Genomic DNA, 25,416 nt, shown 5'->3' with positions numbered 1-25,416 from the left:
ATCTGCTGTGCTGGGGTGTAGATCTGAGGGGATATACGCCGAAGGCGCCTGTTGATACTACAACAGGCGCCTTGGAACTTGATCAGATGAAGTCCGAGAGCTCATCCTCCAGCGCCGGCTTGGGACGGGCGCCGATGATCGTCTTGGCGACCTCGCCGTCCTTGAAGACGTAGAGGGCCGGAATCGAGGTGATCCCGTACTTGCTGGCCGTCTCGAGGTTGTCATCCGTGTTCACCTTGACGACGGTGAGCTTGTCGGCATTCTCGTCCGCGATCTGATCGACGATCGGGCTGACCATGCGGCACGGGCCGCACCATGGTGCCCAGAAGTCGACGAGGACGGGCTTGTCGGACTTGAGGACGGTGTCCTCGAACGTGGCATCAGTGACTTCGGTCGTCATGAGCTCCCTTTCTGCTGGCGGGTGTCACCAGTGGCAACAGCGCAGCCCCTGGTTTCATTCCTTGGACGGACTCAGGCGTTCATCACTTCGACGGCGGCCTCATGGTCGCCCTCGGCCTCGAGCACGGCCGAGGCATCGAGGTCGGCGAGGTAGTTCTCCGCATCGAGAGCGGCAGCGCAGCCCGAGCCCGCCGCGGTGATCGCCTGGCGGTACACGGAGTCGATGACGTCGCCGGCGGCGAAGACACCTTCGACGGCGGTCTTCGACGAACGTCCTTCGACCTCGAGGTAGCCGTCGGCGCGCAGCGGCAGCTGCTCGGCGAAGAGGCTCGTGCGCGGATCGGATCCGATGGCGACGAAGAGACCTGTGACGGGCAGTTCGGACGTCTCACCGGTCACGGTGTTGCGCACGGTCAGGCCGGTCAGTGCGTCCTCGCCGTGGATCTCCGCCACTTCGGTGTCGAGGAGGAAGTCGAGCTTCTCATCGGCCTTCGCACGGTCCTGCATGGCCTGAGAGGCACGCAGGTCCTGCCTGCGGTGGATGAGGGTGACCTTCGAGGCGAAGCGGGTGAGGAACGTCGCTTCCTCGAGGGCGGAGTCACCACCGCCGACGACGGCGATGTGCTGGTCGCGGAAGAAGAAGCCGTCGCAGGTCGCGCACCAGCTCACCCCGTGTCCGGAGAGCGTCTTCTCGTTCGGCAGCCCGAGTTCGCGGTAGGCCGAGCCGGTTGCGAGGATGACAGCCTTCGCCGTGTACCGCGAGCCGAGGGCCGTTTCGATCTCATGGGCACCGGGGTTGAGCTTGAGGGTCTCGACATCGTCGTAGATCACCTCGGCGCCGAACCGCTCCGCCTGCTCGCGCATGTTCTCCATGAGCTCGGGGCCCTGGATCCCCGCGGGGAAACCGGGATAGTTCTCGACGTCGGTGGTGTTCATGAGCTCACCGCCGGCCGTCACGGATCCCGCGATGACCACAGGCGACAGATTGGCTCGGGCGGCGTAGACGGCGGCCGTGTATCCGGCCGGTCCCGACCCGATGATCACCAGTTGAGTGTCAGTCATGTGTGCGTTCCCTGTCCCTGTCGTGTTCGTCCGCGCCGAACCGGCGCTGAATCCTTAGCCTAGTGGTAACCGTCTGGCCCGGGCGACTATTCCGCTGACCACCGCCGTCCTCGGCCGGCTCAGCCGAAGTCGACGGTGCTGATGACCGCGCGGTATCCGCCGTCGTCCTTGGGCAGCTGGGTGATCCAGAGGATGAGCGAATCGGTCTCCACACCCTCGTCGAGCTTGACGGTCACCCCGTCGTCGCCCTTGCCGAACTTGCCTTCGCCGACCTTCTTCGCCTTCTCCGGGTCCGTGCCGTCGAGGATCTCGAACTTCCCACCCGAGGTCGACGAGGTGACCGTGACCTCTGCGATGGGTCCCGACTTCTCGAAGTCAAAGCGCAGACCGACACCGTCTTTGAGGTTGCCGAACTTCGCCGAGTTGTACCGGTCGGTCCGCCACGAGCCCTTCGCACCGCTGATGACGTCCTTGGCGCGGTCGTCGTTCTCCTTGTCATCGCCCTGCGGATCGAGGGCGGAGACCTTGTCGACCTTCGGCGGCTCCGCCTTGGGCTCCTCCTGAGCCGAGCCGTCGTCGGCGGGTTCGCTCGCCGCAGACGACTCGGGCGTCGCCGTCGGTTCGTCCTCACCGGAGTTGAGATTGACGACGATGATGCCGATGATCACCGCTGCGATGACGAGGAGTCCGAGGACGAGCAGGGCGAACGGCTTGCGGGTCCGCGCCTTGGTCTGCTTGGTGCCCTCACCCGGGGATGAAGCACGGGTGCTCGCCGAGGCGGTCGCGCCGCTGCCGCCGCTGCCGCCGGCGACGGCTGCCGCACCGACAGGGGCCGTCCCGGCCCCTGCCGCAGGGGCTGCACTGCTGTGCGAACTCCCGTTGCCCGATCCTCCGCGGCCCGATCCTGATCCGGCGGAGGCGGATCCCGACGGGCCAGAACCTTCATCGGTCTGCGGTGAGGTCCGGCCCGCGGCGGCGCCTCCGGCCGCAGCGCCGCTGACGCCCGCAGCAGTGCCCGCACCATCGTGTCGGGCAGCGGGGGTCTCGACGGTGTCCGGGGAGAGCCGGCGCACCTGCTTCGGGGGCGAGGCGGCGTTGGCCTCCTCGCGCCTGGTCGCCGAGGAGGCTTCGAGGGCGGCGAGGCGTCGCCTGGCTTCCTCCTCCTTGGCCCGCGAGATCCGGCGTTCGCGTTCGTACTCGCGCAGCTGATGCTCACGCTGCTGCTCGGAGGTCTCGAACATCCCGCCGAGGAACCACGAACCGTCGTCCTCATCGTCGTCGATGATCACCCGGGTGTCGTTCTCGTCCTCATCCTCATCGACGGCGACGATGTCCATCGCCTGAGTATCAGGGTCGGGTTCGTCCCGATTCATGATCGGCGTCGTGAGGTTCTCGTCGTACTCGTGGGCGGAGTACCCGGAGTACTCCGAGTACGTCTGCTCCGGTTCCCACTCGTCCCAGTCCTTCGCGGCATTGTCGATCTGCTCCGCGCCGATCGGGAAGCTCGACGCCTGGCGCATCTGCATGCGCTCGGCGTACCGCCCGGTGGTGCGGCCGACGACGCCGGCGGCGAGTCCCCGTGTGCCCGGACGGGTGATGCCGATGCGCACGAGGGCCGCCTTGACCTGGTCGTCGCTGGCCGTCGACGTTCTGCCGATCGGGGCCGAACCCGGTGCGGGCAGGCTCGTCGCTTCGTCGAAGCTCGCCGGGGATTCGTCGAAGAGCTTGTCGTTCTCAGCCGCCGGGGTGCGGTTGACGTACCGCAGGAGCTCCGCGTCCCATTCGTCGATGAAGCCGAGCACCTCGGCGACGGATCCCGGACCGGGGTCCGACCCGGTGAGGACTCCGCTGACGAAGTCGTCGAGCTCGGAGGGGATGTCGGGGTTGAGCGCCTTCGCCCGGGCGATCCGCGAGTTCTCACGCGGCGCCGCGGGAATGCCGTCCTTGCCCTCCTCGGCCGGCCAGTAGCCGGTCAGCGCGGCATAGAAGAGCCGGATGAGGTCGAGGGCGTCCTGCCGGGACGCCGCCGTCGGAGTGTAGTCGGCGGGGTCGATGACCCCATTGCCCAGAGCCAGGGCGGCGTCGATGCCGATGCCGGAGACGAGGATGCCGCCGTTGGAGGCGATGCCCACGACGCTGGGCCGCAGGAACATGTGGAACAGGCCCCGCCTCGCCGAGGTGACGAGCACTTGGCCGATCTCCCCGATGAGCGCGCGGGCGGCGTCGATGGGCAGCGGCGACTTCGGGAGGATGAGTCCCAGGGGTGTGACGGCGATGCGCGTGGACACGATGTAGTCGAGCCCGTTGGAGTTGCCGACGTCGAGGGTCGGGGCGATCCGTGAGTCACCGAGGATCGAGACGCGGCGGGCGGCTTCGAGGACGTCGGAGGCGCCGGACGCATCGGCGACATGGATGAGGACCGGTTCGTCGAGGATCGCGTCGAGGGCGGTGCACACGGCACCGACCTCGGGCTTGTCCTCCAACCAGGGGCGGTCGACCGTTGATACGACATAGCGACCGGCAACGACCATGCCGGGTTCGATATCGATCAGGGGGATCACCTCCGCAGGAGTGGGGATCGAAAGGGGACGGACTATCTCTTAAGTTTTCCAGCTGCGAGGCCAATAATCGAATGCAACTCTCTGACCCGGAGCAGAAAGCACACCCCGATGTAGACGATGAGCATCACCGTGCCGACTCCGGCGGTGGTGACGAACGCCTGCCACTGGCCCGAGAGCGCGAAGTCCGGGAAGAAGAGGAGCATGCCGTAGCCGGCGAGTCCCGCTGCGAGCGCGGCGAGGAGGAACTTCACATGCGCCTGCGCGATCGCGCGCAGATCGATGTCGCCGAGGCGCTTGGACAGGATCGCGAACGAGAGGATCATCGCGAACAGGTAGCCCAGGCTCATGACGAGGCCGATGATGGCCACGGTCACGGACTTCGGGAAGATCGACGCCGAGAGCACCGCGAGGGACTGGAAGACGATCTGGGGCAGCTGGATGAAGAACGGCGTCCGCGCATCCTCGTACGCGTAGAACACGCGTTGGGCGAGGTAGTTCGCGCTGAAGGGGATGAGTCCGAAGACCATCGTGATGATGACCAGTCCCACGGCCATCGCCTGCTCGCGACCGCCGCCGGCGATGACCATGGCCACCGGGGAGGCGAGGACGACGAGGGCGGCCACGGCGAAGGCGTTGATGAGCCCGACGATGCGCACGCCCATCGAGAAGTCGGACTTGACCGCCTCGGTGTCGTGCTCGGCGGCGTTCTTCGACAGCGAGGTGAACAGAGCCGTTGCGAGCGAGACCGCGATGAGCGAGTGCGGGAGCATGAAGACGAGGTAGGCGTACGTATACGCTGCGTTCGACGCATTTCCCTCGCCCGGCACCGAGGCGCCGGCTGCGACACGGGAGATGATGAGGAACCCGAGCTGGCCGATGAGCATCGCCGCGAACGTCCAGAACGCGACCTTGCCCGCGGTGCCCAGCCCGACGCCGCGGAATCCGAACGTCGGCCGGTACTTGAACCCGATGCGCCCCAGCGGCCAGATGAGGATGAGCGCCTGTGCGGCGACGCCGAGGGTGGCCGACCCGCCCATGAGCGCGATCTTCTCCGGCGTCCACGTGTCGAGCGTGTGCGGATTGGCGGCATTCGTGCCGAAGACGACGATGAAGACGGCCAGACCCGCGATCGCGACGATGTTGTTGAGCACCGGCGCCCACATGTACGGCCCGAAGGACGACTTGGCATTGAGGACCTGTCCGAGGAGCGTGTAGAGGCCGTAGAAGAACAGCTGCGGCAGACACCAGTACGCGAATGCCGTGGCCAGCGCCATCTGCTCGGGGCTCCACCCCGAGGAGTAGAGCCACACGAGGATGGGCGCGGCGATCGTCGCGATGACGCTGACGACGGCGAGCAGGAGGAAGGAGAGGGTGAGCAGGCGGTTCGTGTAGTCCCGACCGCCGTCCTCGCGCTTCGTCGCCCGGACCAGCTGCGGGACGAGCACGGCGTTGACGACGCCGCCGGCGAGCAGCATGTAGAGCGTGTTCGGCACCTTGTTCGCGACATCGAACGCGTCGGCCTGGACGGCGGTGACGCCGATCGCGAGAGCGAGCATGGAGGCCTTGACGAGGCCGAGGATCCGCGAGGTCAGGGTGCCCGCGGTCATGATCGCCGAGGATCGCGCAAGTGAGGAGAATGACGCCAAGTCCTAGTCCTTCTTTCCGGGTTCGTCGTTCTTCGCCCGGGCGACGGCGGCGGCCAGCTGCTGCTCGGGGATCTTCCTGCGTCCGCGCGACACGGACTTGACCAAGCCGATCACGAATACGGCCGCGAGCGCCAGTCCGACGACGGCGGTGCCGATGTTCTCCCAGTCCGCTCGGACCCTCACCAGCAGTGACGCATCCTTGGGCAGGGTGACCCCGTCGGCGGTGACCATCTCGATGGTCGTCGGCACGTCCGCGTTCGCGAGCCCCTCGACGGGCACGTCGACGCGCATCGTCTCCGCGGGCGGGACGACGACGGTCTCCGTGGTCTGGGCTCGCAGCTGCGGGGTCCGCGGCTTCATCCGCAGCTTGAGCGTCGCCTCGGCGGTGGTGTCGTTGACGATCGTCACCGGGATCGTCGTCTTCTCCCCGGTGACCAGCAGGACGGAGGACCCCTTCTCGAGGTAGAGGCTGTCCATCTGGGCGCGGCTCGTCGACTCCGCCTTGTCCAGGCACGTCGCGGAATCGCCGCCCAGGGTCCAGGCGACCGAGGTGCACGTGAGCAGCGAGCGGTCGAGGCGCGCGTTCGCGGCCTCCGGATCGGAGAAGGCGCTGTTGAACCGGGCCTCCTTCGTGCGGATATCCGAGAGGCCCTGGAGTGTGCTCGTGGGGATCCGCTGCTGATCCGTGGACTTCTGCAGCAGACCCCGCGGCTCCGGATCGCTGTCGAGCAGCGTGTCGAGGCCTGACGATTCGATCCACGGCGCACCGGCGAGCGTCGAGGTCGTCGCCTGCCATCCCGCCGAGGCGGTCGAGCGGGGCAGGGGCAGGAGGAGGTGGCGGGACCGGTTGGGGGCCTCGGACTGGATCGCCGCGGAGGTGGCGACGAGTTCGCTCATCGCCGCCGCGGGAGACTTCGATCCGATGACGTCGGCGCTCAGGTCGGTCAGCGCGGAATCGCTGATGAGCGTCTCGATCGTCGTCTCCCCGTCCGAGGTCGTCCGCGTCATGGAACGGCCGTCCTCCCTGATCCCCGAGGTCGGCGGCTGCTGGACGTCGTCGAGGATCGCCGTCGAGTTCCCGGCCTTCTGCAGGGCGCGCAGGTCGGCCCGGTCGGCGGTGCCGGCGATCGGCCACGCGATGTCGGTGCGCGCGTTCGGCAGGACCTCGGCGACGAGGGCCTTCTCCATCTGCGCGAACGCCCCGAGGGCGTCGAGGTCCTCGCCGGTGAGCGAATTCTGGTCGGGGTCGCCGAAGGGCAGGGCGATCACGGTGCGGGTCTTCGCGGTCTCGAGGAAGTCGCGGTACCACGTGTCGAGGCGCTTGCGCCGGTCCTCGCGCGCCTTCTGCTCCTCGGGACTCTCGGCATCGTCGCCGGCACCCGCGTCTTCGGCGCCCGCGGTCTGTCCCGGTGTGCTCGGCGGGGACGGCGCCCCCGTCGCCGGTGGGGCGCCCTCACCGCTCGGAGGCTCGGCGACGGCGGCTTCGAAGGAGGCGATGACCCGGGGGTCGAGGGCGATCGCGACCTTGGGGTCGGTGAGCACGCGGGCGGCGTTCGTCAGCGACCCGTTCTCGGCGATGGCCGCATCGAGCGCTTCGGGACCGATGAGTCCGTCGGCGGTGTAGCCGGGCAGGGTGACGGGCGCGAGGAAGCTCACCGCGGTCCGGTCGAACTTCGGGTTCGGATACCACGTCGTGAAGCCGACGCCGGTGGCCAGCGCCCCCGAGGTGTCGCTGATCTGGACGCTCAGACCGCGGGGTCCCCACGAGGAGTTCGGGGAGGACTTCGAGAGCCCGAGCCGATCGGCGGGAACCGTGATCGTGAACTCGCCTGAGGATCCGGGCTTGAGCTCCTTCTCGAACGTCGCATCCACGGCGGTGACCGGGTTGTCGTCGTTCGACTTCTCCGCCGCCTGCTTCCTCGCCGCGGGACCGTTGTCGTCGAGATCGGCGATGACCCGGTGCCGTGACTGGTCGGACTTCCACGCGTTGATCCGGTACTCGGCGTCGAGGTTGCGCAGGGACATGCCCAGGCGCAGCTTCGGATCGACGATCGCTTTGTCCGTGGAGTTCGTCACGAGCCCCCGCACCGTCAGCGTCCCCTTGTCATCGAGCCACGGGGTGATCTCGTCGAGGGTGATCGAGACACCTGTGCCCGACTTCGCACCGTCGGAGTCCCCGCCCTCGGCGGCCCCGCCGGGGTTCTTCTGCAACCCGGCCGCCGAGGCGGTCGCCGATGCCGCCGAGGCGGCCAGGGGGACGGCGAAGATCGACCCTGCCAGCAGCAGGGTCGTACTCAGGAGCGCGAAGAGCACGCGCGCGCGGATCGTGAAGTCTGTCATCGTGTCGAACACGGGCGCACGGCCCTCACATCTCCCACTCGCGGACCATCGGGCGGGCGGCGGCGACGATCCGGCGTTCGTTGGCGAACGACAGCCTCGTGCGCAGCTCGTCGAAGGGCACCCATGCCGCGTCGACGGCCTCCTGGTCGGGGTCGTTGTCGACGGTGAGCGTGCCCGAGCGGGCCCGGAGGAGGAAATGGTGGACGAGCTTGTGGATGCGGATGCCGGTGACGGTGAACCAGTAGTCGACGGTGCCCAGCGGGCAGATGACCTGACCGGAGATCCCGGTCTCCTCCTCGACCTCACGGCGGGCCGCCTCGGCGGCGGTCTCCTCACCTTCGAGATGACCCTTGGGCAGGCACCATTCGAGACGGCCTGCGCGGTTGAGGCGGGCGATGACGGCCACACTGAGGTCCTGGGAGGAGAAGTCGACGACGATGCCTCCGGCGGATGTCTCCTCGACCGTGGTGCGTCGGGATGCCCGCGGTCCCGGTTTGGGCATCGGTGTGGTCATTCTCCTACCTTAATGGGCGATTCTTGGAAGTCCCGCTTGACGCGCTCCCGGTAGGCTGGAGGTTGCTCATCGCGCCGTGCCCCTGCGGGCCGGCCGGCACACGTGGAGAAGGAGTTCGGTGGACCCGCAGAGCGCGCATGTTCGGCTGTACGACAAGCTCGAGGAACTCGATGACATCCTCGGCCCGCTCGGCAGCCGCTTCGCCGAGGCGGGGTTCGAGCTCGCCCTCGTCGGCGGCTCGGTGCGCGACGCCCTCATGGGCAGGCCGATGCCCGACCTCGACTTCACCACCGACGCCCGACCCGATGACATCCTCGCCCTCATCGTCGGCTGGGCGGACGCCCACTGGGACATCGGGCGCGAGTTCGGCACGATCGGGGCGATGAAGTCCGGTGTGCAGATCGAGATCACGACCTACCGCGCCGAGGCGTACGAGCCGGATTCGCGCAAACCCGTCGTCCGCTTCGGCACCGACCTCGACGCCGATCTCGTCCGTCGCGACTTCACGATCGGGGCGATGGCCGTGCGCCTGCCCGAGCGGACCTTCGTCGACCCCCACCAGGGCTTCGAGGACCTCATGGCCGGCCGGATCCGGACCCCCGGCACGCCTGCGGACTCCTTCTCCGACGACCCGCTGCGGATGATGCGCGCGGCCCGCTTCACCGCGCAGCTGGGCCTCACCGCCGATGCGGCCGTCGAGGAGGCGATGACGGAGATGGCCGAGCGCATCGCGATCGTCTCCGCCGAACGCGTGCAGGTCGAACTCGTCAAACTCATCACCGGGGCCGACCCCGCCGCCGGCATCGACCTGCTCGTGCGCACGGGCATCGCCGACCATGTGCTGCCCGAGGTCTCCGGCCTGCGGCTCGAGACCGACGAACACCACCGGCACAAGGACGTCTACCAGCACAGCCTCACCGTGCTGCGCCAGGCCGTCGACCTCGAAGCCGCCTACGCCGCCCGCCAGCGGGAGGCCGGACTCGACCCCGCCGATCCGCAGCACCTGCCCGAACCCGATTTCGTCGTCCGCTTCGCCGCCCTCATGCACGATGTCGGCAAGCCCGCGACGCGGAACTTCGCCCCGGGCGGGGCCGTGACCTTCTACCACCACGACGTGGTGGGCGCGAAGCTCACCGCGAAGCGGATGAAGGCGCTGCGCTTCGACAAGGACACGACGAAGGCCGTGTGCCGTCTCGTCGAACTCCACCTGCGGTTCTACGGGTACGGCGACGCCGGGTGGACGGATTCGGCGGTGCGCCGCTACGTCACGGATGCCGGGCCCCTGCTCACCCGACTCCACATCCTCACCCGCGCCGACGTCACGACCAGGAACCGGAGGAAGTCCGACCGGCTCGCCTTCGCCTACGACGACCTCGAATCGCGGATCACGGCGCTCGCCGAACAGGAGGAGCTCGCCGCGATCCGCCCCGACCTCGACGGGCGCCGGATCATGGAGATCCTCGACATCCCGCCCTCGCCGCTCGTCGGCAGAGCGTACAAGCACCTCCTCGAGATGCGCCTCGAACACGGACCGCTCGGGCCCGAGCGCGCCGAGGAGATGCTGCGGGCCTGGTGGGCGGACAACGCTCCGGCCTCTGGGCCGGACTCCTCGGACGACTGAGCGGACCCCTGCCCGCACGGGCAACAGCGCACTGCTGGTAACTTCGGACTCGTGAGAATGTGCTCGTCGTCACAGACGAGTCCTGAAGAACCCGAGGAGACCGCAATGACTGTGACCGACGAGTTCCGGGCCGCGAGAGACCGCCTCATCGAACTCCGCAGCGACTACGACGCTGCCCGTGAGAGCTTCGCATGGCCGGACTTCAGCCACTTCAACTTCGGCATCGACTGGTTCGACCGGATCGCCGAGGACAACGACGACCCGGCGCTGTGGATCGTCGAACAGGACGGCTCCGAGGGCAAGTGGAGCTTCGCGGAACTCGCGGCACGCTCGAACCAGGTCGCGAACTTCCTCCGCCGCTCCGGCGTCCAACGCGGCGACCATGTCATGGTCATGCTCGGCAACCAGGTCGAACTGTGGGAGACGATGCTCGCCGGCATCAAGCTCGGCGCCGTGCTCCTGCCGACGACGACGCAGCTGGGACCGATCGACCTGGCTGATCGGGTCGAGCGCGGGCAGGCCCAGTTCGTCGTCGCCGGGCCCGACGACGCCGCGAAGTTCGACGATGTCGACGCCGAGGTGGTCCGCATCGTCGTCGGCGGCGAACCGACGAGACAGCAGGATTTCCCCTACGCCGAGGCGGACGAGGAGCGCACCGAGTTCGAACCTCAGGGCCGGTCCCGCGCCGATGACCTGCTGCTGCTCTACTTCACCTCGGGCACGACCTCGAAGGCGAAGATGGTCGCCCACACGCACGTGTCCTACCCCGTCGGGCACCTCTCGACGATGTACTGGATGGGACTGACCCCCGGCGACGTCCACCTCAACGTCGCCTCCCCGGGCTGGGCCAAGCACGCGTGGTCGAACATCTTCACCCCCTGGATCGCCGAATCGTGCGTGTTCCTCTTTAACTATGCGAAGTTCGACGCGGGCGCCCTCATGGACACGATGGACCGGGTCGGAGTGACGAGCTTCTGCGCGCCGCCGACCGTGTGGCGGATGCTCATCCAGGCCGACCTGAAGCAGCTGAAGAACCCGCCGACGAAGGCGCTCGGCGCCGGGGAACCGCTCAACCCCGAGGTCATCGACCGAGTGAAGAGCGACTGGGGCGTGCTCATCCGCGACGGCTACGGCCAGACCGAGACGACCCTGCAGATCGGCAATTCCCCCGACCAGCCGCTCAAGTACGGCTCGATGGGCAAGGTGCTGCCCGGCTACGAGGTCATCCTCCTCGATCCCGCGACCGGCGAGGAGGGCAATGAGGGAGAGATCTGCCTGCGCCTCGACCCGCCGCCGCTGGGCCTGACCGCCGGGTACTGGAACAACCCGGAGAAGACCGCCGAGGCGTTCGCGGGCGGGGTCTACCACACCGGCGACGTCGCCGAACGCGACGCCGACGGCTACATCACCTACGTCGGGCGCGCCGACGACGTGTTCAAGGCCAGCGACTACCGGCTCTCCCCGTTCGAGCTCGAGAGTGTGCTCATCGAGCATGAGGCCGTCGCCGAGGCGGCCGTCGTCCCCTCCCCGGACCCCGTGCGTCTCGCCGTCCCCAAGGCCTATGTCGTCCTCGGGGCCGGGTTCGAGGCGACTGCGGAGACCGCGCGTGACATCCTCGCCTACTGCAGGGAGAACCTCGCCCCGTACAAGCGCATCCGCCGCCTCGAGTTCGCCGAGCTGCCGAAGACGATCTCGGGCAAGATCCGCCGCGTCGAGCTGCGCGCACGCGAGGACCAGCTCCATCCCTTCGAGGGCGAACCCGCCGTCGACGGCACCGAGTACGCCGACACCGACTTCGACCTCAAGGGGTGAGAGCAGGGGTCCTCCAGGCCCGGTCACAGTGCCCGGAAAAGGGTGGGATGTGAGCAAACACGCACTCTGAGTGTTTGCTTTGCGTGAAGAGATGTAAAATTGCAGGTGAACGGCTTGCTGTGAGCGCACCGTTCTACCGCTGGGTAACGCAGTGCGGTCTCTGATCGTCGCGAAACCGCATTTTTCACGGTGTTCCAATGAACGCGTGCGACACTGAAATCCATTTGTGACCCTTTTCAAACCTCGTCGTCAGTGCAGTGCGAGACGTGGAGAAGACCTGGAGGACCTTGGGTGGCTAAGGCAGAGAAAGCAGCCGTGACCAAAGGCAGGAAGACGAAGAATCTGCTCAACTACCCGCGTGCGGGAGTGAGCGGATGGACGCGCTTCCTGCCGAGTCTGCGCATCCTCGTCGTGGGCGGACTGAGCGTCATCATCCTCGGCTGCATCGCGTTCGCGATCGGCTATGCGACGACCGAGGTTCCCGAACCGAACCTCGAGGCGACCGGTCAGACCTCGACGATCTACTACGCCGACGGCAAGACCCCGATCGGGCACTACAAGATCGAGGACCGCAAGTCCGTCGACATCGGTGAGATCTCCGAGCCGATGCAGAAGGCGGCGATCGCCGCCGAGGACACCTCGTTCTACGAGAACCGCGGCATCTCGCTCAAGGGTCTCTCGCGCGCCGTGGTCGGTGTGGCCACCAACCAGTACGCCGGCGGCGGGTCGACGATCACCCAGCAGTACGTGAAGAACTTCTACCTCACGAACGAGCACTCCCTCGACCGCAAGGTCAAGGAGATGTTCATCGCGCTCAAGATCGACCAGCAGCAGAGCAAGGACGAGATCCTCGCCAACTACCTCAACACGATCTACCTCGGACGCCGCTCCTACGGCGTCGAGGTCGCCAGCCAGAACTACTTCGGCAAGTCCGCGAAGGACCTCGACCTCAGCGAGTCCGCACTGCTCGCCGCGATGATCCAGCGTCCCGGCGCCGCCGATCCCGCCGAGGATCCGGGCGCGTACGAGGACCGCTTCAAGTACGTCATCAAGTCGATGGTCGACGAGGGCTTCATCACCCAGCAGCAGGCCGATCAGGTGCAGATGCCCGAGGTCAAGCCGCCGAGCAAGGAGGACTCCCTCAGCGGCCAGAAGGGCTACATGTGGGAGTACGTCCGCAAGGAGGCCATGGCCAAGCTCGGCATCGACGAGTCCCAGCTCGACCGCGGCGGCTACAACATCGTCACGACCTTCGACGACAAGCGGATGAAGGACGCCGAGGCGGCGATCAAGGAGCTGCCGAAGAACCAGCCGAAGGGCCTGCAGGCAGGTCTCGTCTCGATCGACCCGAAGACCGGCGGCATCGAGGCCTTCTACGGCGGCAAGAACTATCTCGACCAGGCGTTCAACGCCTCGACGCAGGGCCACGCCCAGGCCGGTTCGACGTTCAAGCCGTTCGCGCTCGTCGCCGGCTTCGAGAACGGAGTGCGGCTGAGCGACCGGTACCCGGGCAGCCCGACGACGCTGAACAACGACGGCACCCCTTGGCAGGTGAGCAACTTCGGCGGCTCGAGCTACGGTCCTGTCACGCTGCTCAAAGCGACGCAGTCCTCGATCAACACCGCGTATGCCGCACTCAACGTCCAGGTCGGTCCCGACAAGACCGTCGACGTCGCCCAGCGGGCGGGTCTGAGCCCGAACTGCACGAAGGAGCAGATGGCTTCGGGTGACACCGGTGAGTGCACGATCGACCTCACCCCGAACGCCGCGAACGTGCTCGGCACGCCGAGCGTCAAGGTCGTCGACATGGCCACCGCGTACTCGACGTTCGCTTCGAACGGCATCCGCCGCGAGACCCACTCGATCGAGTCGATCTCGAAGGACGGCGAAGAGGTCTACAAGGCCGACACGAAGGGCAAGCGCGTCTTCGACAAGGCCGTCGCCGCCGAGACCACCTATGCTCTGCGCCAGGTCGTCAACGGCGGTTCCGGCAGCTACGCCCAGGCCCTCGGCCGTCCGGCCGCAGGCAAGACCGGCACCTCGACGTCGAACAAGTCGGCGTGGTTCTCCGGATACACCCCGCAGCTGGCCACCTCAGTCGTCCTCTACCGCGAGGTCGACGGCAAGTCGGTGCCGATCGGCGCCTACGGCGGCCGCAGCGAGGTCACGGGCGGGTCGTTCCCCATCCAGGTGTGGACGGCGTACATGAAGGACGCGCTCAAGGGCGAGAAGGTCGAGCAGTTCCCCGAACGGGGTCAGCTGCCCGAGGTGAAGAAGCCCGTCAACACGAACGCTCCTCCCGCCCCCAAGCCGAAGCCGAAGGACGACAACGACGACGACTCGCGGAAGAAGGCTCCCGTCGAGGAGCCGACGAAGAAGCCCGAGGACAACAAGGACAAGGACAAGGAGAAGGACGCCGACAAGACCGCTGACGGCACCGACTCCGCCGACGGCAAGGAGAACGAGGGCTCGAAGGACGCCACGGGTTCGAACGACGGCACCGGAGACTCCAAGGACGGCAACGACACCGGCTCAGACAAGGGCAACGATGGCGGCGGGGGATCCACCGGCGGCGGCTCGAGCACAGGCGGTGGCTCAAGCAAAGGCGGAGGTTCCGGCGGTGGACCCGGCGGCGGCACCAATGCCCCGGTCGCACCAGGCGGGTGACGCGGTCAGATGACCGGTAACCTCTGAGTATGCCTTCCTCTCACGCCACCCGGATCGCCGAGCCTCTGCTCGGCGGTCCGGACGGCATTCACCGCGGTGTCGCCTCGGTCGCGTACCGACGCGGCCAGGCATTCGTCTTCGCCGGCATCCTCGGTGTCACGACCTTCCTCGCCCTCGCCCTCCAGGGTCCGTGCCTGAGCTCGGGCTACGAACGTCCGTCCGCCTCGGCGAGGATGTGCGCGGGACCCCTGTCGACGGCGTTCCTCGGACAATTCAACCCCGACGCCGTCGGCCGCTCCCGTGGGGGCGCGGCGGGGCTGTCGGTCCTCGACGGGATCGTCGTCGACCTGTTCCGGTTCATCACCGACGACGTGTCGGTGTTCATGGCCTTCGTCCTGCTACTCAATGTCGCAGGCGTCGCCGCCCTCGGGGTTGCCCTGCTCCTGCTCGCGCGGCAGCGGGCGTGGCTCGTCGCCGTCTTCGCCTCCCCGGTCATCCTCTTCACGCTCGGATCGACGCTCGACCCCCTCGCGCTCGCCCTGGCGCTCTGGGCGGTCGTCCTCTTCGTGGCCCCGCCCCCCGTGGAACCGCGACCCTGGCTGTCGGGCATCCTGCTGGCCATCGCCGCGTTCGAGAATCCGCTCGCCCTCCTCGTCCTTGCCGCCCTCGTGCTCACGGGCCTCAACCCGCCCGGGCGCCTGGCGCGCCGGAACCCGCAGATGATGATCGCCACCGCGACGATCACCTCGGCGATCATCCTCGTCGCCGACGGCACCGCGATCAGCCGGATCACCCGCTGGTACTCCGACGCGATCGACGGCGGGTCGTTCGCCTCGATCCTCCTCATGGCCCGCATCGGCGACGCCGGCACGTGGGCGACCGTGTGGATCGTCGTCAGCGCGCTCCTCGTCGCCGGTGTCCTCGTCGCCCTGGTCATGATGCGGGACAAAGGCCTCGACCCGGCCGTCACCGCGTGCCTGCTCATCGGCGCCTGCCTCGTGCTGGCCCCCGGCCTCATGCCGTGGGATTCGCTGTGGATCCTGCCGTTCCTCGCCCTCGCCGTCTCCCGCTGGTGGGTGCTCATCGCGTGGGCGCTCGCCGAGGCGGTCTTCGCCGTGGCCATCCAACTCGGCGACATCACCGCTCTCGACGCCGACAAGGGCCTCGAGCCCTCATTCATCGCGCTCTTCGCGCTGCTGCGGATCTTCGCACTCATCACGGTGCTCGTCTTCGCCGGGGAGAACCTCCACCGTCGGCGCATCCGCGGGCAGCTGCGCCCCGCGGAGGACGGGACGCGCGACGGAACGGGCGACGGTGAGCCGGCGACCGCCTCGGCGAGGGAATGACGACGGACACCGTGGTCAAGGGCACCCGATTCCGACATGACAGTCCGGGGCGCTCTCCCGTAGAATAGTGAGGTCTGTTCCCATTTCGCGGACCTAGCGGGGGACGGAACGGGCACGCATTTACCCTCCTGCCATGGAACGACCATGGCCGTGAAGACCAGAGGAGGTGGGTGACACATGCGTCATTACGAGCTCATGCTCATTCTCGACAGCGAACTCGAAGAGCGGACGTTGGCTGACACCGTGAACAACCTGATCAAGGTTGTCCCGGCAGAGAACGGAACCGTCGACAACGTGGACATCTGGGGACGTCGGCGCTTCGCCTACGAGATCCAGAAGAAGTCCGAGGGCTACTACGTCGTGGTGGACTTCCACGCGGAGCCGGCCACGACCAAGGAACTCGATCGTCAGCTCGGACTCAACGAGTCGGTGCTGCGGACCAAGATCCTCCGCCCGGACGCCAAGTAAGCGTCACGCTACCCCGTTTCAGGAGCATTCAATGGCAGGCGAAACAGTCATCACGGTCGTCGGGAACCTGACAAGCGATCCCGAACTGCGCTTCACACCCAACGGTGCTGCGGTCGCGAACTTCACCGTGGCCTCGACGCCGCGTATCTTCGACCGTCAGTCGAACGAGTTCAAGGACGGGGAGACCCTCTTCCTGCGCTGCTCGGTCTGGCGGGAAATGGGAGAGAACGTCGCCGAATCGCTGCAGCGGGGTACTCGGGTCATCGTGCAGGGCCGACTGAAGTCGCGCTCGTTCGAGACCAAGGAAGGCGAGAAGCGCACGGTCATGGAGCTGGATGTCGACGAAGTCGGCCCCAGCCTGCGCCGTGCCACCGCCCAGGTCTCGAAGAACGAACGCGGCGGCGGAGGCTTCTCCGGTGGTGGCGGCAACTCCGGCGGCTACCAGGGTGGCGGCCAGCAGGGCGGCTACCAGCAGCAGTCGTCGGGATGGGGCAACAACCCGCAGCAGGGCAACCAGCAGCAGGGTGGACAGCGCCAGGGCGGCTACAGCCAGGGGAACAACGGCCAGGGCAATGACCCGTGGGCATCATCTTCTCCCCAGAACGACAACGGCGGCTGGGGCAACCCCGGCGCCGACGAACCGCCGTTCTGACCACGTTTTAGACATTTCTCATACAGGAGATACTCATGGCAAAGCCAGAGATCCGGAAGCCTATCAAGAAGAAGGCGAATCCGCTCAAGAAGGGCGAAGCGGCCAACATCAACTACAAGGACACCGCTACGCTCCGCAAGTTCATTTCTGACCGTGGCAAGATCCGTGCACGGCGCGTCACCGGCGTGACCGTGCAGGAACAGCGCGTCATCGCGAAGGCTGTGAAGAACGCCCGCGAGATGGCACTCCTGCCCTACTCGAGCTCTGCTCGCTGATCGGAGGAGAACAGACATGCCTAATCGCAAAGTGATTCTCAACCAGGAAGTTGACGGCCTCGGCGCCGCCGGCGACATCGTCGAGGTGCGCGCCGGCTACGCGCGCAACCTGCTCGTCCCCCGCGGCTGGGCCACCCCGTGGACCGTCGGCGCGGAGAAGCAGATCCTCGCGCTGCGCAAGGCCCGCCAGGCCAAGCAGATCGCCGACCACGACGAAGCCGTGGCCGTCAAGGATCAGCTCGAGTCGACGAAGGCTCGCATCGAGCTCAAGGCCGGAAAGAACGGTCGCCTCTTCGGCGCCGTCACGCCCGCCCTCGTCGCCGAAGCGCTGCACACCGCGACCGGACACGACTTCGATCGTCGTCAGGTGGCCCTCACCGGTCACGTGAAGACCCCCGGCAGCTACACCGCTGTCGTGCGCGTCAACGACTCGATCACCGCGAACGCCAAGTTCGACGTCATCGGCAAGGCCTGATACAGACCCCAGCCGGCTGCGGACGCCGGGTGCTCATCATGAGCACCCGGCGTCCGCGCATTCACGGGTCGGTGGGGTTGGCAGAGGTCAGCGCTTGGGCCGGCCGGGTCAGCGGCCGGGAAGGCGGGGGTCTGCAGCTGGCGCAGTTTCCTTTCGGCGAACGGGGTGAGAACGGTTCCGGGTGTGGCAGAGTGTTGTCGAAACCTCGGTTGTCGGAACTGCCGTCTGCATCGATTGGAGCCGTGACCCCATGAAGAAGCTCATGATCAGCGCCACCGGACGGCTCGTCGCGTCCATCATCGTCGGATTCATCATCGGCGGCATCGTCGGTGCGTTCACGACCACCGGCGATGGGTTCCTCGTCGGCATCGCCTCGGCGACGACGTTCTTCGTGCTCGTGGGCACTGCCGCCCTGTGGCCGATGTCGTCGGATGAGACGAAGGCGAACGCGAGCCGTGAGGACTTCAACCCGGTCCTCGACGAGGTCGTCATCACGATCGCGCAGCTGTGCGGCCTCGGCGGCATCGTCCTCCTCCAGGTCGTCGGCGGCTCGCAGGCGGGCAACTGGGAGGCCGCGATCGCGCTCGTCGGTGTCTTCATGTCGTGGGCGGGACTGCAGATCCTCTACAGCGCCCGCTACGCCTACATGTACTTCGGGGACGGGACGCCCGGCGGTATCGACTTCAACTCCGATCGGGTGCCTGACTACAAGGACTTCCTCTACTTCGGCTACGCAGTGGGCATGACCTTCGGCGTCACCGACACGAGCGTGTCCGACACTCAGATCCGCGCGGTCGTCCTCCGCCACAGCCTCCTGTCCTACGTCTTCAACGCCGTCATCCTCGCCACGGCCATCAACCTCGTCGTCGGGGTGTTCTCGAACTGAGGGCTGTGGCGCGGGTTCGTGCGGCGGGTGGCCTGCGCCAAAGTGGTGGATCCGACTCGCTACCGGCGCTGAATCCGAGTCGGATCCACCACTCAAGCGCGTTCCATCGGCCATGTACGCGACCCGATGGCCCAGATGCGACTTGACGGCCCCTGGGCACCCCCGCCGATGCTTCGACCGACCCTCGTCAATCCCCGCCGTCGCGCCGCGGTCTACCGCTTCGGGTAGGTGATGCGGACCGGTTCAGAATCCGCGTCGACGACGGCACCGGAGCTGAGCACCGCCTCGGCGGTCTGACCCTTCCCCAGCACATGTCGGACGGGCCGGTCGCGGGCGAGGAGGTAGTCGGCGATGATGCGCCGATGGCAGCGCCACCACACCGCCTCCGAACACATCACCGCGCATCGCTGTGCGTCGCCCCAGGTCAGAAGCACGTCGATATCGAGGGCGAACTCCTCGGTCAGAGCGTGGTCGGCGTAGTTGTGGAAACTGCGGTTCTCCCACCACGCGTTGACATCGAACGGAACGTCTCGACTGACCGTCCGCCTACCCGTGAGCCCCTCAAGGCGGCGCAGCTCGATCCCCCTCCCTGCCAGTGCGGGTGCGAGGACATCGGCGTTGAACTGGGGATTCGCTCTCGATCCGGGCAGTTTGCGGACGTCGATGACCACCTCGGCGCCGGAGTCGGTGAGGAGGTCGAGGAACTCCTCGAGGCTGCGGTTCGAATGGCCGATCGTGAGGAACGCAGGGTCGCTCGCGGGGTCGGTGCCGGCGTCGGTGACTGGGGCGGAGTCGTTCATTCGCCGAGGAGGTGCAGTGCGCTGCCCTTGTGCGCAGCGATGTGGTCGGTCTTGTCGCTCCTGATCTCGTACTGGGGATCGTCAGGCGAGGCCCGGTGCGTGTAGCCCTTGTAGTCGAAATCCGAGGTGTGGACGCGGATGATGTGTCCGGAGACCTCACCGGCTTCCGAGTTCCACCCGACGTGATCACCGACGGAGAATTCCTGTGCCATGTCGACCTCCTTGGTATTGCCCTGCCCTCATTGGACCACACTCGGGCTGTCGGGGACAGCTCATGCAAGGGGTGCTCTGCGGCAGTGCGGCTTGTCTCAGAGTGCACGGGTTCGGCGCTCCCGGCTGCGGGATGACGGCGCCGGCAACCGAGGTTCCCAGCCTCGCCCCAGCCGGTCGGCATCCAACGCTGGCCGCGGTTCGCTAGAGTCAGTGCCCAGGGGGTAAGAATGACGATTTCGACGCAAGCATCCGTGCCGCGCTTCGGCGGGCCGAGCGAACTCACGCCCGAGGACCAGGAGCGGGCGCGGGGGCTGAAGAGGATGCGCACGCTCGCGCTCTCCCTGCTCATCCTCGCCACCCTGATCTTCCTCGCCACGAACCTCTTCACCGACCTCAGCGGCGTGTGGGGCTTCGTCGCCCGCGGCTCCGAGGCCGCGATGATCGGGGCGATCGCCGACTGGTTCGCCGTCACCGCCCTCTTCCGCCACCCCCTCGGCCTGCCGATCCCGCACACCGCGATCATCCCCCGCAAGAAGGACGCCCTCGGTGCCAGCCTCTCCGCGTTCGTCGCGACGAACTTCCTTCACGCCGAGGCGGTGTCGACGAAGATCCGCTCCGTCGGCGTCTCCCGGCGGGCAGGCGAATGGCTGAGCAAATCCGCCAACCGCGACCTCGTCGTCGACCGGGCGGCGGCCGGTCTCGAATACGTCCTCGACCGCATCGACGACGCCTCGATCGTCGCCCTGACGAAGAACGTCATCATCCCTCGCCTGGTGGCGACGAAGAAGTCCCCGGTGCTCGGCAAACTGCTGCGCCAGATCGTCCTCGACGGCGCCCACCACAAGCTCGTCGACCTCGTCGTCGCCGAGGCGTACACGTGGCTGAGCGACAACCCCCAGGTCATCGACGAGATCGTCCACAACCGCGCCCCGTCGTGGGTGCCCGACTTCGTCAACGATCAGCTCGCCAACCGTCTCCAGCGGGAGATCCTCGGCTGGCTCGTCGACGTCCGCGACAACCCGTACCACAAGGCCCGGCAAGCCCTGGACGCGTGGCTCGTCGACCTCTCCACCGACCTCGAGACCGACACCCCGCTCGCGGACAAGGCCGAGGAGATCATCAACGACCTGCTCACCCAGGACGGCGTCGTCGACTCCGTGCTCGAGATCTGGACTTCGCTCAAGCAGCTCCTGCGCGAGGCGATCATCGAACCCGACGGCGAGGTGCGCGACCGCATCGCCGACCTCATCGGCGAATTCGCCGAACGCCTCCAGACCGACACCGCCTTCGCCGCGAAGATCGACGACCGCGTCGCAACGACGGCAGGCGACCTCGCCGAGAGCTTCGGCCCCGAGATCGCCAGCGTCATCTCCGACACCATCGAACGCTGGGACGCGAAGGAGGCCGCGGAACGCATCGAGCTCTACGTCGGCCGCGACCTCCAGTACATCCGCATCAACGGCACCGTCATCGGCGCCCTCGTCGGCATCCTCCTCCACACCGTCATCGTCCTCCTGCCCTGAGGCCCGCAGTCGTCTTCGCGCTCCGACGCTTCCCGAGCCAGCCGACGACGAGGACGACGGCGATGCCGACGGCGGCCCCGAGCAGCGTTTCGACCCCACGGTCGATGATGAGCGTCGACCGCGGGATCGGGTGCGCGAGCTGGGTCATGAGCAGGATCATCGGCGTGAAGAAGGTCAGCGCGAACCCGTAGTTGCGCATCATGAGGTACTCGGTGGGGAACTGCAGGAGGATGACCGGGATCGCCAGCCACACCGATGACGGGTTCGGCCAGAGGATGAGCGCGGTGACGACGAGGCCCGAGAACGTCCCGAGCACCCGATGGACACCGCGGGCGATGCGGCCGGGCAGCTCCGCCGCGGCCAGCGGCACGGCCGCCGAGGCCATCGCCCAGTACGCATGATCGAGTCCGATGAGGGTGCCGATGATCCCCGCCGAGGCGACCGCCACCGCATACGTGGCCGCGTGCCTGATCATCGGCAGGGCATGGGGACCGCGCAGCGGGGTGATCGCCCGCCGTGACCCCGGCTGCCAAGCCCTGGTGCGGAACCAGCCGAGGAAGCCGATGACGATCGCGAACGCCGCGGCACCAGCGCTGATGGCGATCGGCACCCACGGCGGGGCGAGCGGTTCGACGGAGGCGCAGGCGCCGAGGGCGAAGATCGCGAAGAACGGTCCGCCCGGTCGCAGCCGAGCCCGGTCGGCGATGACCGACCCGAGACCGGCGAAGAACGCCTCGATCGTGATCAGCCCCCACACGGGCGTATCCAGCATCGCGAGCATGACGCCGATGACGACACCGGACAGCAGGAGCAGACCGGCCTGGAGTTGGTGGATCAGACGCAGCTGGTGGGGCTCGCCGCGACCGTACATGCCGCAGAACGCGCCGAAGACCGCGTAGATGATGAACTCCTGCTGCCCGAGGAGAAGGAGGACGAGCGAGGGGATCGCCACCCCGAGGCCGACGCGGATCGGCGCACCGCGATCGTCATCGGAGGGTTCGAGCCGCAGTGTGCCCCGCAGATAGTCGATGATCCTGTTCATGTCGGTGCCGCCGGACCGGCGCCCGTCGGCCCGGCCGGCGGCGGACACACTGCGGGTGCGGTCATTCCTCCTGGTGGATGAGCTGGACGAGATTGCCCACCGTGTCGTCGAGGACGGCGGTGGTGATCGGCCCCATCTCGAGGGGCTTCTGGGTGAATGATACGCCGAGACCCGAGAGCCTCTCGTACTCCGCGGCGACGTCGTCGACGGCGAACTGGTTGATCGGGATGCCGTCGGCCTTGAGCGCGGCGGTGTAGTCGCGGGCGGCGGGATGGCCCATCGGCTCGAGGACGACCTCGACGCCGTCGGGCGCCTCGGGCGAGACGACCGTGAGCCACCGGGCGTCGCCGACCGGGACGTCGTGCTTGAGCTCGAAACCGAGTTTGTCGCGGTAGAACTCGAGTGCGCGCGCCTGGTCCTCGACCGGGATGCTGATCCACTGAGCCTTCATGATGGGTCTCCTTCTTCGCTTGGGTGCTGAGTATTCGCGTGTTGGGTGGTCGGGTGCTGCGTGCTCGGGTGTTGGGAGATCGAACCTCCGGTCCAGCGGTCGAACGCGGTCCGGAGAGGTTCGGGATCGAGCCGATGGAACTTGTATCGTCCTTCCCGCCTGGTCACGACGAGCCCGGCGGACTCGAGGACCTCGAGATGCTGGGACACCGCCTGCCGGGACAGGCCGAGCCCGTGCTTGTTGACCAGGCGCGAGCAGATCTCGAACAGGGTCTGGTCGTCGCGGTCGGCGAGCTCGTCGAGGATCGTCCTCCTCGTCGGATCGGCGAGCGCCTTGAAGAGATCTGCCACACCACCACCATAGGCAAGCAGTCACTTGCCTGTCAATGGCTCGGTCCCGCCGAGGCGCTGCATCGGCCGAATTCGACCCCTGATCGGCCGCTGCCGGTTCCCGGTATAGACGCACGTCACAGTGCCTGCGGTTCCCCCGCCGCGAGTGTCGGGTTTTCCTCGCGGCAGTCGTGGGAGGACTGCATGGTCGCTGTGAACGATCCGCGAAACCATTGAGATATGAACACATCACAGATGCCGGCGATCCTCACCGCCTCGAATGTCACCAAGCACTACAACCAGACCTACGCCCTGGCCGGCGTCGACCTCACCATCGGCCTCGGCGAGTCGCTTGCCATCATGGGACCCTCGGGTTCGGGCAAGACGACGCTGCTCCACTGCCTCGCCGGCATCCTCCGTCCCGATGACGGTCAGATCCGCCTCCTGCCGACCGATCGCAGCGCCGCCGCGGAGATCACCTCCCTCAAGGAGGCCGGTCGCACCGCCCTGCGCCGCGAGGTCTTCGGCTTCGTCTTCCAGCAGGGACTCCTTCTGCCCGAGCTCACCGCCGAGGACAACGTCGCGCTCGCCGCGATGCTCGCCGGGATGAACCGGTCGGATGCGACCAAGCACGCCCGCGCCTGGCTGCAGCGCCTCGGCCTCGGCGAGCACCTGGGCAAGCGGATCGGTCAGCTCTCCGGCGGCCAGGCGCAGCGTGTGGCCATCGCCCGCTCCCAGGTCACCCAGCCCGTCGTCACCTTCGCCGACGAACCCACCGGCGCCCTCGACTCCCGTACGTCCTCCGAGGTCCTCTCCGAGCTCCTCGCCTCGACGACCGGCCGCGGCTCGACCCTCGTCGTCGTCACCCACGATGAGAACGTCGCGGCCCGCTGCTCACGCGTCGTGCGCCTCGCCGACGGTCGCATCGTCTCCGACTCCGCGATGCAGTACGCGACGAACAACGGGTGATGCCGACCATGAATGTCCTCTCCGTCGTCCTGTCCAAACAGACCTTCACCTCGACGACCGCCCGCCTCGTCGCGATCGCGTTCTTCGCCTGCTCGACCATCTTCCTCACCGTCGCCGCCGGAGCGTGGGCGTTCACCGACCGGCCTGAGGTTCCCCGCTACGCCGAGGTGGCCGACCTCTACCGCATGCTCGCGACCCTGGCTACGGTGTTCCTCGTCGTTCCCGCCGTCAGCCTCGGCGTCGCCTCGGCGAAGCTGAGCGCCCGCCGACAGGACGAGCGCCTCTCGACGCTCTCCCTCCTCGGCGCCTCCAAGGGCACGGTCAGGCTCGTCGCCGTCGCCGAACCCTTCATCCCCGCCGCCGCAGGCATCCTCGCCGGCATCGTCGGCTACTTCGCCCTGGCCTACCCGCTCAGCTTCATCGTCTTCGCCGGTCAGCCCCTGGGCTACTCGGCGCTGATCATGCCGATCTGGCTGCTCGCAGCCGTCGTCGTCGGACTCCTCCTCATCTGCCTGCTCGCCGCGCTCGTCGGCCTGCGCAAGGTCGTCGTCTCCCCGCTCGGCGTGCGCACCCGCTCGCTGGGCCGGAAGTTCCCCCTCGGACGCATCATCACCGTCGTCGTCCTCGGACTCGGCACCGCCGGCGCGCTCGCCTTCTCGCTCAGCGACGGGCTCTCGCGGATGACCGCCGTCATCGCGAGCATCGTCACCATCGGTGTGGCCCTCCTGCTCATCAACGTCCTCGGTGTGCTCATCCTGCGCATCCACGCCTGGATCAGCGGCCGCATCGCCGGTCGTCCCGCCGGAATGCTCTCGGCGGCGATGATCGCCGACGCCCCGGCCCAGTACTGGCGTCGCGTCGCCGGCCTCGCCCTCATCACGTTCATCGCCGTCGTCGGCGGCACGGGAGCGTCGATGATGCGCGGCAGCGAGAAGGGTCTGTCCCAGGCTGAGCTCGACGCCCTCGGACCGCTCCAGTACACCGGCGACGACGTCTTCACCGGCCTCGTCCTCACCCTCTCGATCGCCTTCGTCCTCATCGTCGTCTCCGCGACGATCAACCAGGCCGCCGACATCCTCGACCGCGCCTCGACCTACCGCGAGCTCCACGCGGCAGGCATGTCGCCGTCGATGATGCACAAGGTCACTGTCCGCGCCGTCATGTCGCCCATCGTGCTCGTCACCCTCGTCTCCCTCGTCCTCGGCGGACTGCTCGCAGCCGCCATGGCTTCGGCGGGCGACCTCGGCGATCCGATGACGATCATGGTCGTCGGCTCCGTCCTCGTCGGCGGTGTCGCGATGGTGTGGCTGGGACTGCAGTTCACCCGACCTCTCGTCCGCCGCGTCACCGCGGTCACCGCGTGAG

At 67.5% G+C, this 25,416-nt stretch carries 23 protein-coding genes; 12 read left to right on the top strand and 11 right to left on the bottom strand.

The window, feature by feature from the left end; translation table 11 throughout:
- Positions 1-82: 82 nt before the first annotated feature.
- The 6 genes from trxA to AACX88_RS02520 form a co-directional block, all read right to left on the bottom strand.
- Complete coding sequence (gene trxA / locus AACX88_RS02545) at positions 83-400, bottom strand: thioredoxin (protein WP_339391526.1); 318 nt, start codon at positions 398-400, stop codon at positions 83-85.
- A 71-nt stretch (positions 401-471) separates the two neighbouring features.
- Positions 472-1,461, bottom strand: coding sequence for a thioredoxin-disulfide reductase (gene trxB / locus AACX88_RS02540; RefSeq protein WP_339391525.1), 990 nt, complete (start codon positions 1,459-1,461; stop codon positions 472-474).
- Between the two features lie 119 nt (positions 1,462-1,580).
- On the bottom strand, positions 1,581-3,992 hold the full coding sequence (locus tag AACX88_RS02535; RefSeq protein ID WP_339391524.1) for a protein kinase family protein: 2,412 nt from the start codon (positions 3,990-3,992) through the stop codon (positions 1,581-1,583).
- A 62-nt stretch (positions 3,993-4,054) separates the two neighbouring features.
- Positions 4,055-5,668 (bottom strand): murein biosynthesis integral membrane protein MurJ, encoded by a 1,614-nt coding sequence (gene murJ, locus AACX88_RS02530; RefSeq protein WP_339391523.1) that lies wholly within the window; start codon positions 5,666-5,668, stop codon positions 4,055-4,057.
- Positions 5,669-5,671: 3 nt separating this feature from the next.
- Positions 5,672-8,008: a DUF6049 family protein gene (locus AACX88_RS02525; RefSeq protein WP_339391522.1), complete on the bottom strand. Its 2,337-nt coding sequence runs from the start codon at positions 8,006-8,008 to the stop codon at positions 5,672-5,674.
- Positions 8,009-8,033: 25 nt separating this feature from the next.
- A complete protein-coding gene (locus tag AACX88_RS02520) occupies positions 8,034-8,522 on the bottom strand; it encodes an NUDIX domain-containing protein (RefSeq protein WP_339391521.1) in 489 nt (162 codons plus the stop codon).
- Positions 8,523-8,640: 118 nt separating this feature from the next.
- Between AACX88_RS02520 and AACX88_RS02515 the strand changes: the two genes are divergently transcribed.
- The 9 genes from AACX88_RS02515 to AACX88_RS02475 all read left to right on the top strand — a co-directional run bounded on the left by AACX88_RS02515 (position 8,641) and on the right by AACX88_RS02475 (position 18,724).
- Entirely contained in the window at positions 8,641-10,143 is a 1,503-nt protein-coding gene (locus tag AACX88_RS02515) for a CCA tRNA nucleotidyltransferase (protein WP_339391520.1), read from the top strand.
- 105 nt (positions 10,144-10,248) lie between these two features.
- A complete protein-coding gene (locus AACX88_RS02510; RefSeq protein ID WP_339391519.1) occupies positions 10,249-11,955 on the top strand; it encodes an AMP-binding protein in 1,707 nt (568 codons plus the stop codon).
- 291 nt (positions 11,956-12,246) lie between these two features.
- Positions 12,247-14,622, top strand: coding sequence for a transglycosylase domain-containing protein (locus tag AACX88_RS02505; RefSeq protein WP_339391518.1), 2,376 nt, complete (start codon positions 12,247-12,249; stop codon positions 14,620-14,622).
- Between the two features lie 29 nt (positions 14,623-14,651).
- Positions 14,652-15,968 (top strand): hypothetical protein, encoded by a 1,317-nt coding sequence (locus tag AACX88_RS02500; protein WP_339391517.1) that lies wholly within the window; start codon positions 14,652-14,654, stop codon positions 15,966-15,968.
- Between the two features lie 177 nt (positions 15,969-16,145).
- Positions 16,146-16,436, top strand: coding sequence for a 30S ribosomal protein S6 (rpsF, locus tag AACX88_RS02495; protein ID WP_339391516.1), 291 nt, complete (start codon positions 16,146-16,148; stop codon positions 16,434-16,436).
- Positions 16,437-16,467: 31 nt separating this feature from the next.
- Positions 16,468-17,088 (top strand): single-stranded DNA-binding protein, encoded by a 621-nt coding sequence (locus tag AACX88_RS02490; protein ID WP_339391514.1) that lies wholly within the window; start codon positions 16,468-16,470, stop codon positions 17,086-17,088.
- Between the two features lie 35 nt (positions 17,089-17,123).
- Positions 17,124-17,363, top strand: a complete 240-nt coding sequence (gene rpsR / locus AACX88_RS02485) for a 30S ribosomal protein S18 (RefSeq protein WP_009376853.1) — start codon at positions 17,124-17,126, stop codon at positions 17,361-17,363.
- A gap of 16 nt (positions 17,364-17,379) precedes the next feature.
- Complete coding sequence (rplI, locus tag AACX88_RS02480) at positions 17,380-17,838, top strand: 50S ribosomal protein L9 (RefSeq protein WP_339391513.1); 459 nt, start codon at positions 17,380-17,382, stop codon at positions 17,836-17,838.
- Between the two features lie 250 nt (positions 17,839-18,088).
- On the top strand, positions 18,089-18,724 hold the full coding sequence (locus tag AACX88_RS02475; protein WP_339391512.1) for a DUF1345 domain-containing protein: 636 nt from the start codon (positions 18,089-18,091) through the stop codon (positions 18,722-18,724).
- A gap of 212 nt (positions 18,725-18,936) precedes the next feature.
- On the opposite strand, the gene AACX88_RS02470 is transcribed toward AACX88_RS02475, so the two are convergent.
- Positions 18,937-19,524 carry a DUF488 domain-containing protein gene (locus AACX88_RS02470; protein WP_339391511.1) on the bottom strand — a complete coding sequence of 196 codons (588 nt, stop codon included), beginning with the start codon at positions 19,522-19,524 and terminating at the stop codon, positions 18,937-18,939.
- Positions 19,521-19,736: a hypervirulence associated TUDOR domain-containing protein gene (locus AACX88_RS02465; RefSeq protein ID WP_339391510.1), complete on the bottom strand. Its 216-nt coding sequence runs from the start codon at positions 19,734-19,736 to the stop codon at positions 19,521-19,523. Before AACX88_RS02465 ends, AACX88_RS02470 begins: the two co-directional genes overlap by 4 nt.
- Before the next feature lie 228 nt (positions 19,737-19,964).
- Here AACX88_RS02465 and AACX88_RS02460 point away from each other — a divergent pair, with 228 nt between their 5' ends.
- Positions 19,965-21,260: a DUF445 domain-containing protein gene (locus AACX88_RS02460; RefSeq protein ID WP_339391509.1), complete on the top strand. Its 1,296-nt coding sequence runs from the start codon at positions 19,965-19,967 to the stop codon at positions 21,258-21,260.
- On the opposite strand, the gene AACX88_RS02455 is transcribed toward AACX88_RS02460, so the two are convergent.
- From AACX88_RS02455 to AACX88_RS02445, 3 genes are read right to left on the bottom strand one after another with little or no spacing between them, the layout of a single operon-like run.
- Positions 21,241-22,350 (bottom strand): FUSC family protein, encoded by a 1,110-nt coding sequence (locus tag AACX88_RS02455; protein ID WP_339391508.1) that lies wholly within the window; start codon positions 22,348-22,350, stop codon positions 21,241-21,243. The genes AACX88_RS02460 and AACX88_RS02455 overlap by 20 nt on opposite strands.
- A gap of 13 nt (positions 22,351-22,363) precedes the next feature.
- A complete protein-coding gene (locus AACX88_RS02450; RefSeq protein WP_339391507.1) occupies positions 22,364-22,753 on the bottom strand; it encodes a VOC family protein in 390 nt (129 codons plus the stop codon).
- Positions 22,750-23,103, bottom strand: a complete 354-nt coding sequence (locus tag AACX88_RS02445) for an ArsR/SmtB family transcription factor (protein WP_339391506.1) — start codon at positions 23,101-23,103, stop codon at positions 22,750-22,752. Before AACX88_RS02445 ends, AACX88_RS02450 begins: the two co-directional genes overlap by 4 nt.
- A gap of 219 nt (positions 23,104-23,322) precedes the next feature.
- On the opposite strand from AACX88_RS02445, the gene AACX88_RS02440 reads away from it, so the two are divergent.
- Together AACX88_RS02440 and AACX88_RS02435 are read left to right on the top strand one after the other, a co-directional pair.
- Positions 23,323-24,051, top strand: coding sequence for an ABC transporter ATP-binding protein (locus tag AACX88_RS02440; protein ID WP_339391505.1), 729 nt, complete (start codon positions 23,323-23,325; stop codon positions 24,049-24,051).
- Complete coding sequence (locus tag AACX88_RS02435) at positions 24,051-25,415, top strand: FtsX-like permease family protein (RefSeq protein ID WP_339391504.1); 1,365 nt, start codon at positions 24,051-24,053, stop codon at positions 25,413-25,415. Before AACX88_RS02440 ends, AACX88_RS02435 begins: the two co-directional genes overlap by 1 nt.
- The last annotated feature ends 1 nt before the right edge of the window (position 25,416 follow it).

It is taken from the genome of Brevibacterium metallidurans (genome assembly GCF_037101285.1).
In the GTDB taxonomy this organism is placed as follows: domain Bacteria; phylum Actinomycetota; class Actinomycetes; order Actinomycetales; family Brevibacteriaceae; genus Brevibacterium; species Brevibacterium metallidurans.
The sequence above is the reverse complement of the archived record's forward strand: the minus strand, read 5'-3'. Positions and strand labels throughout refer to the sequence as shown.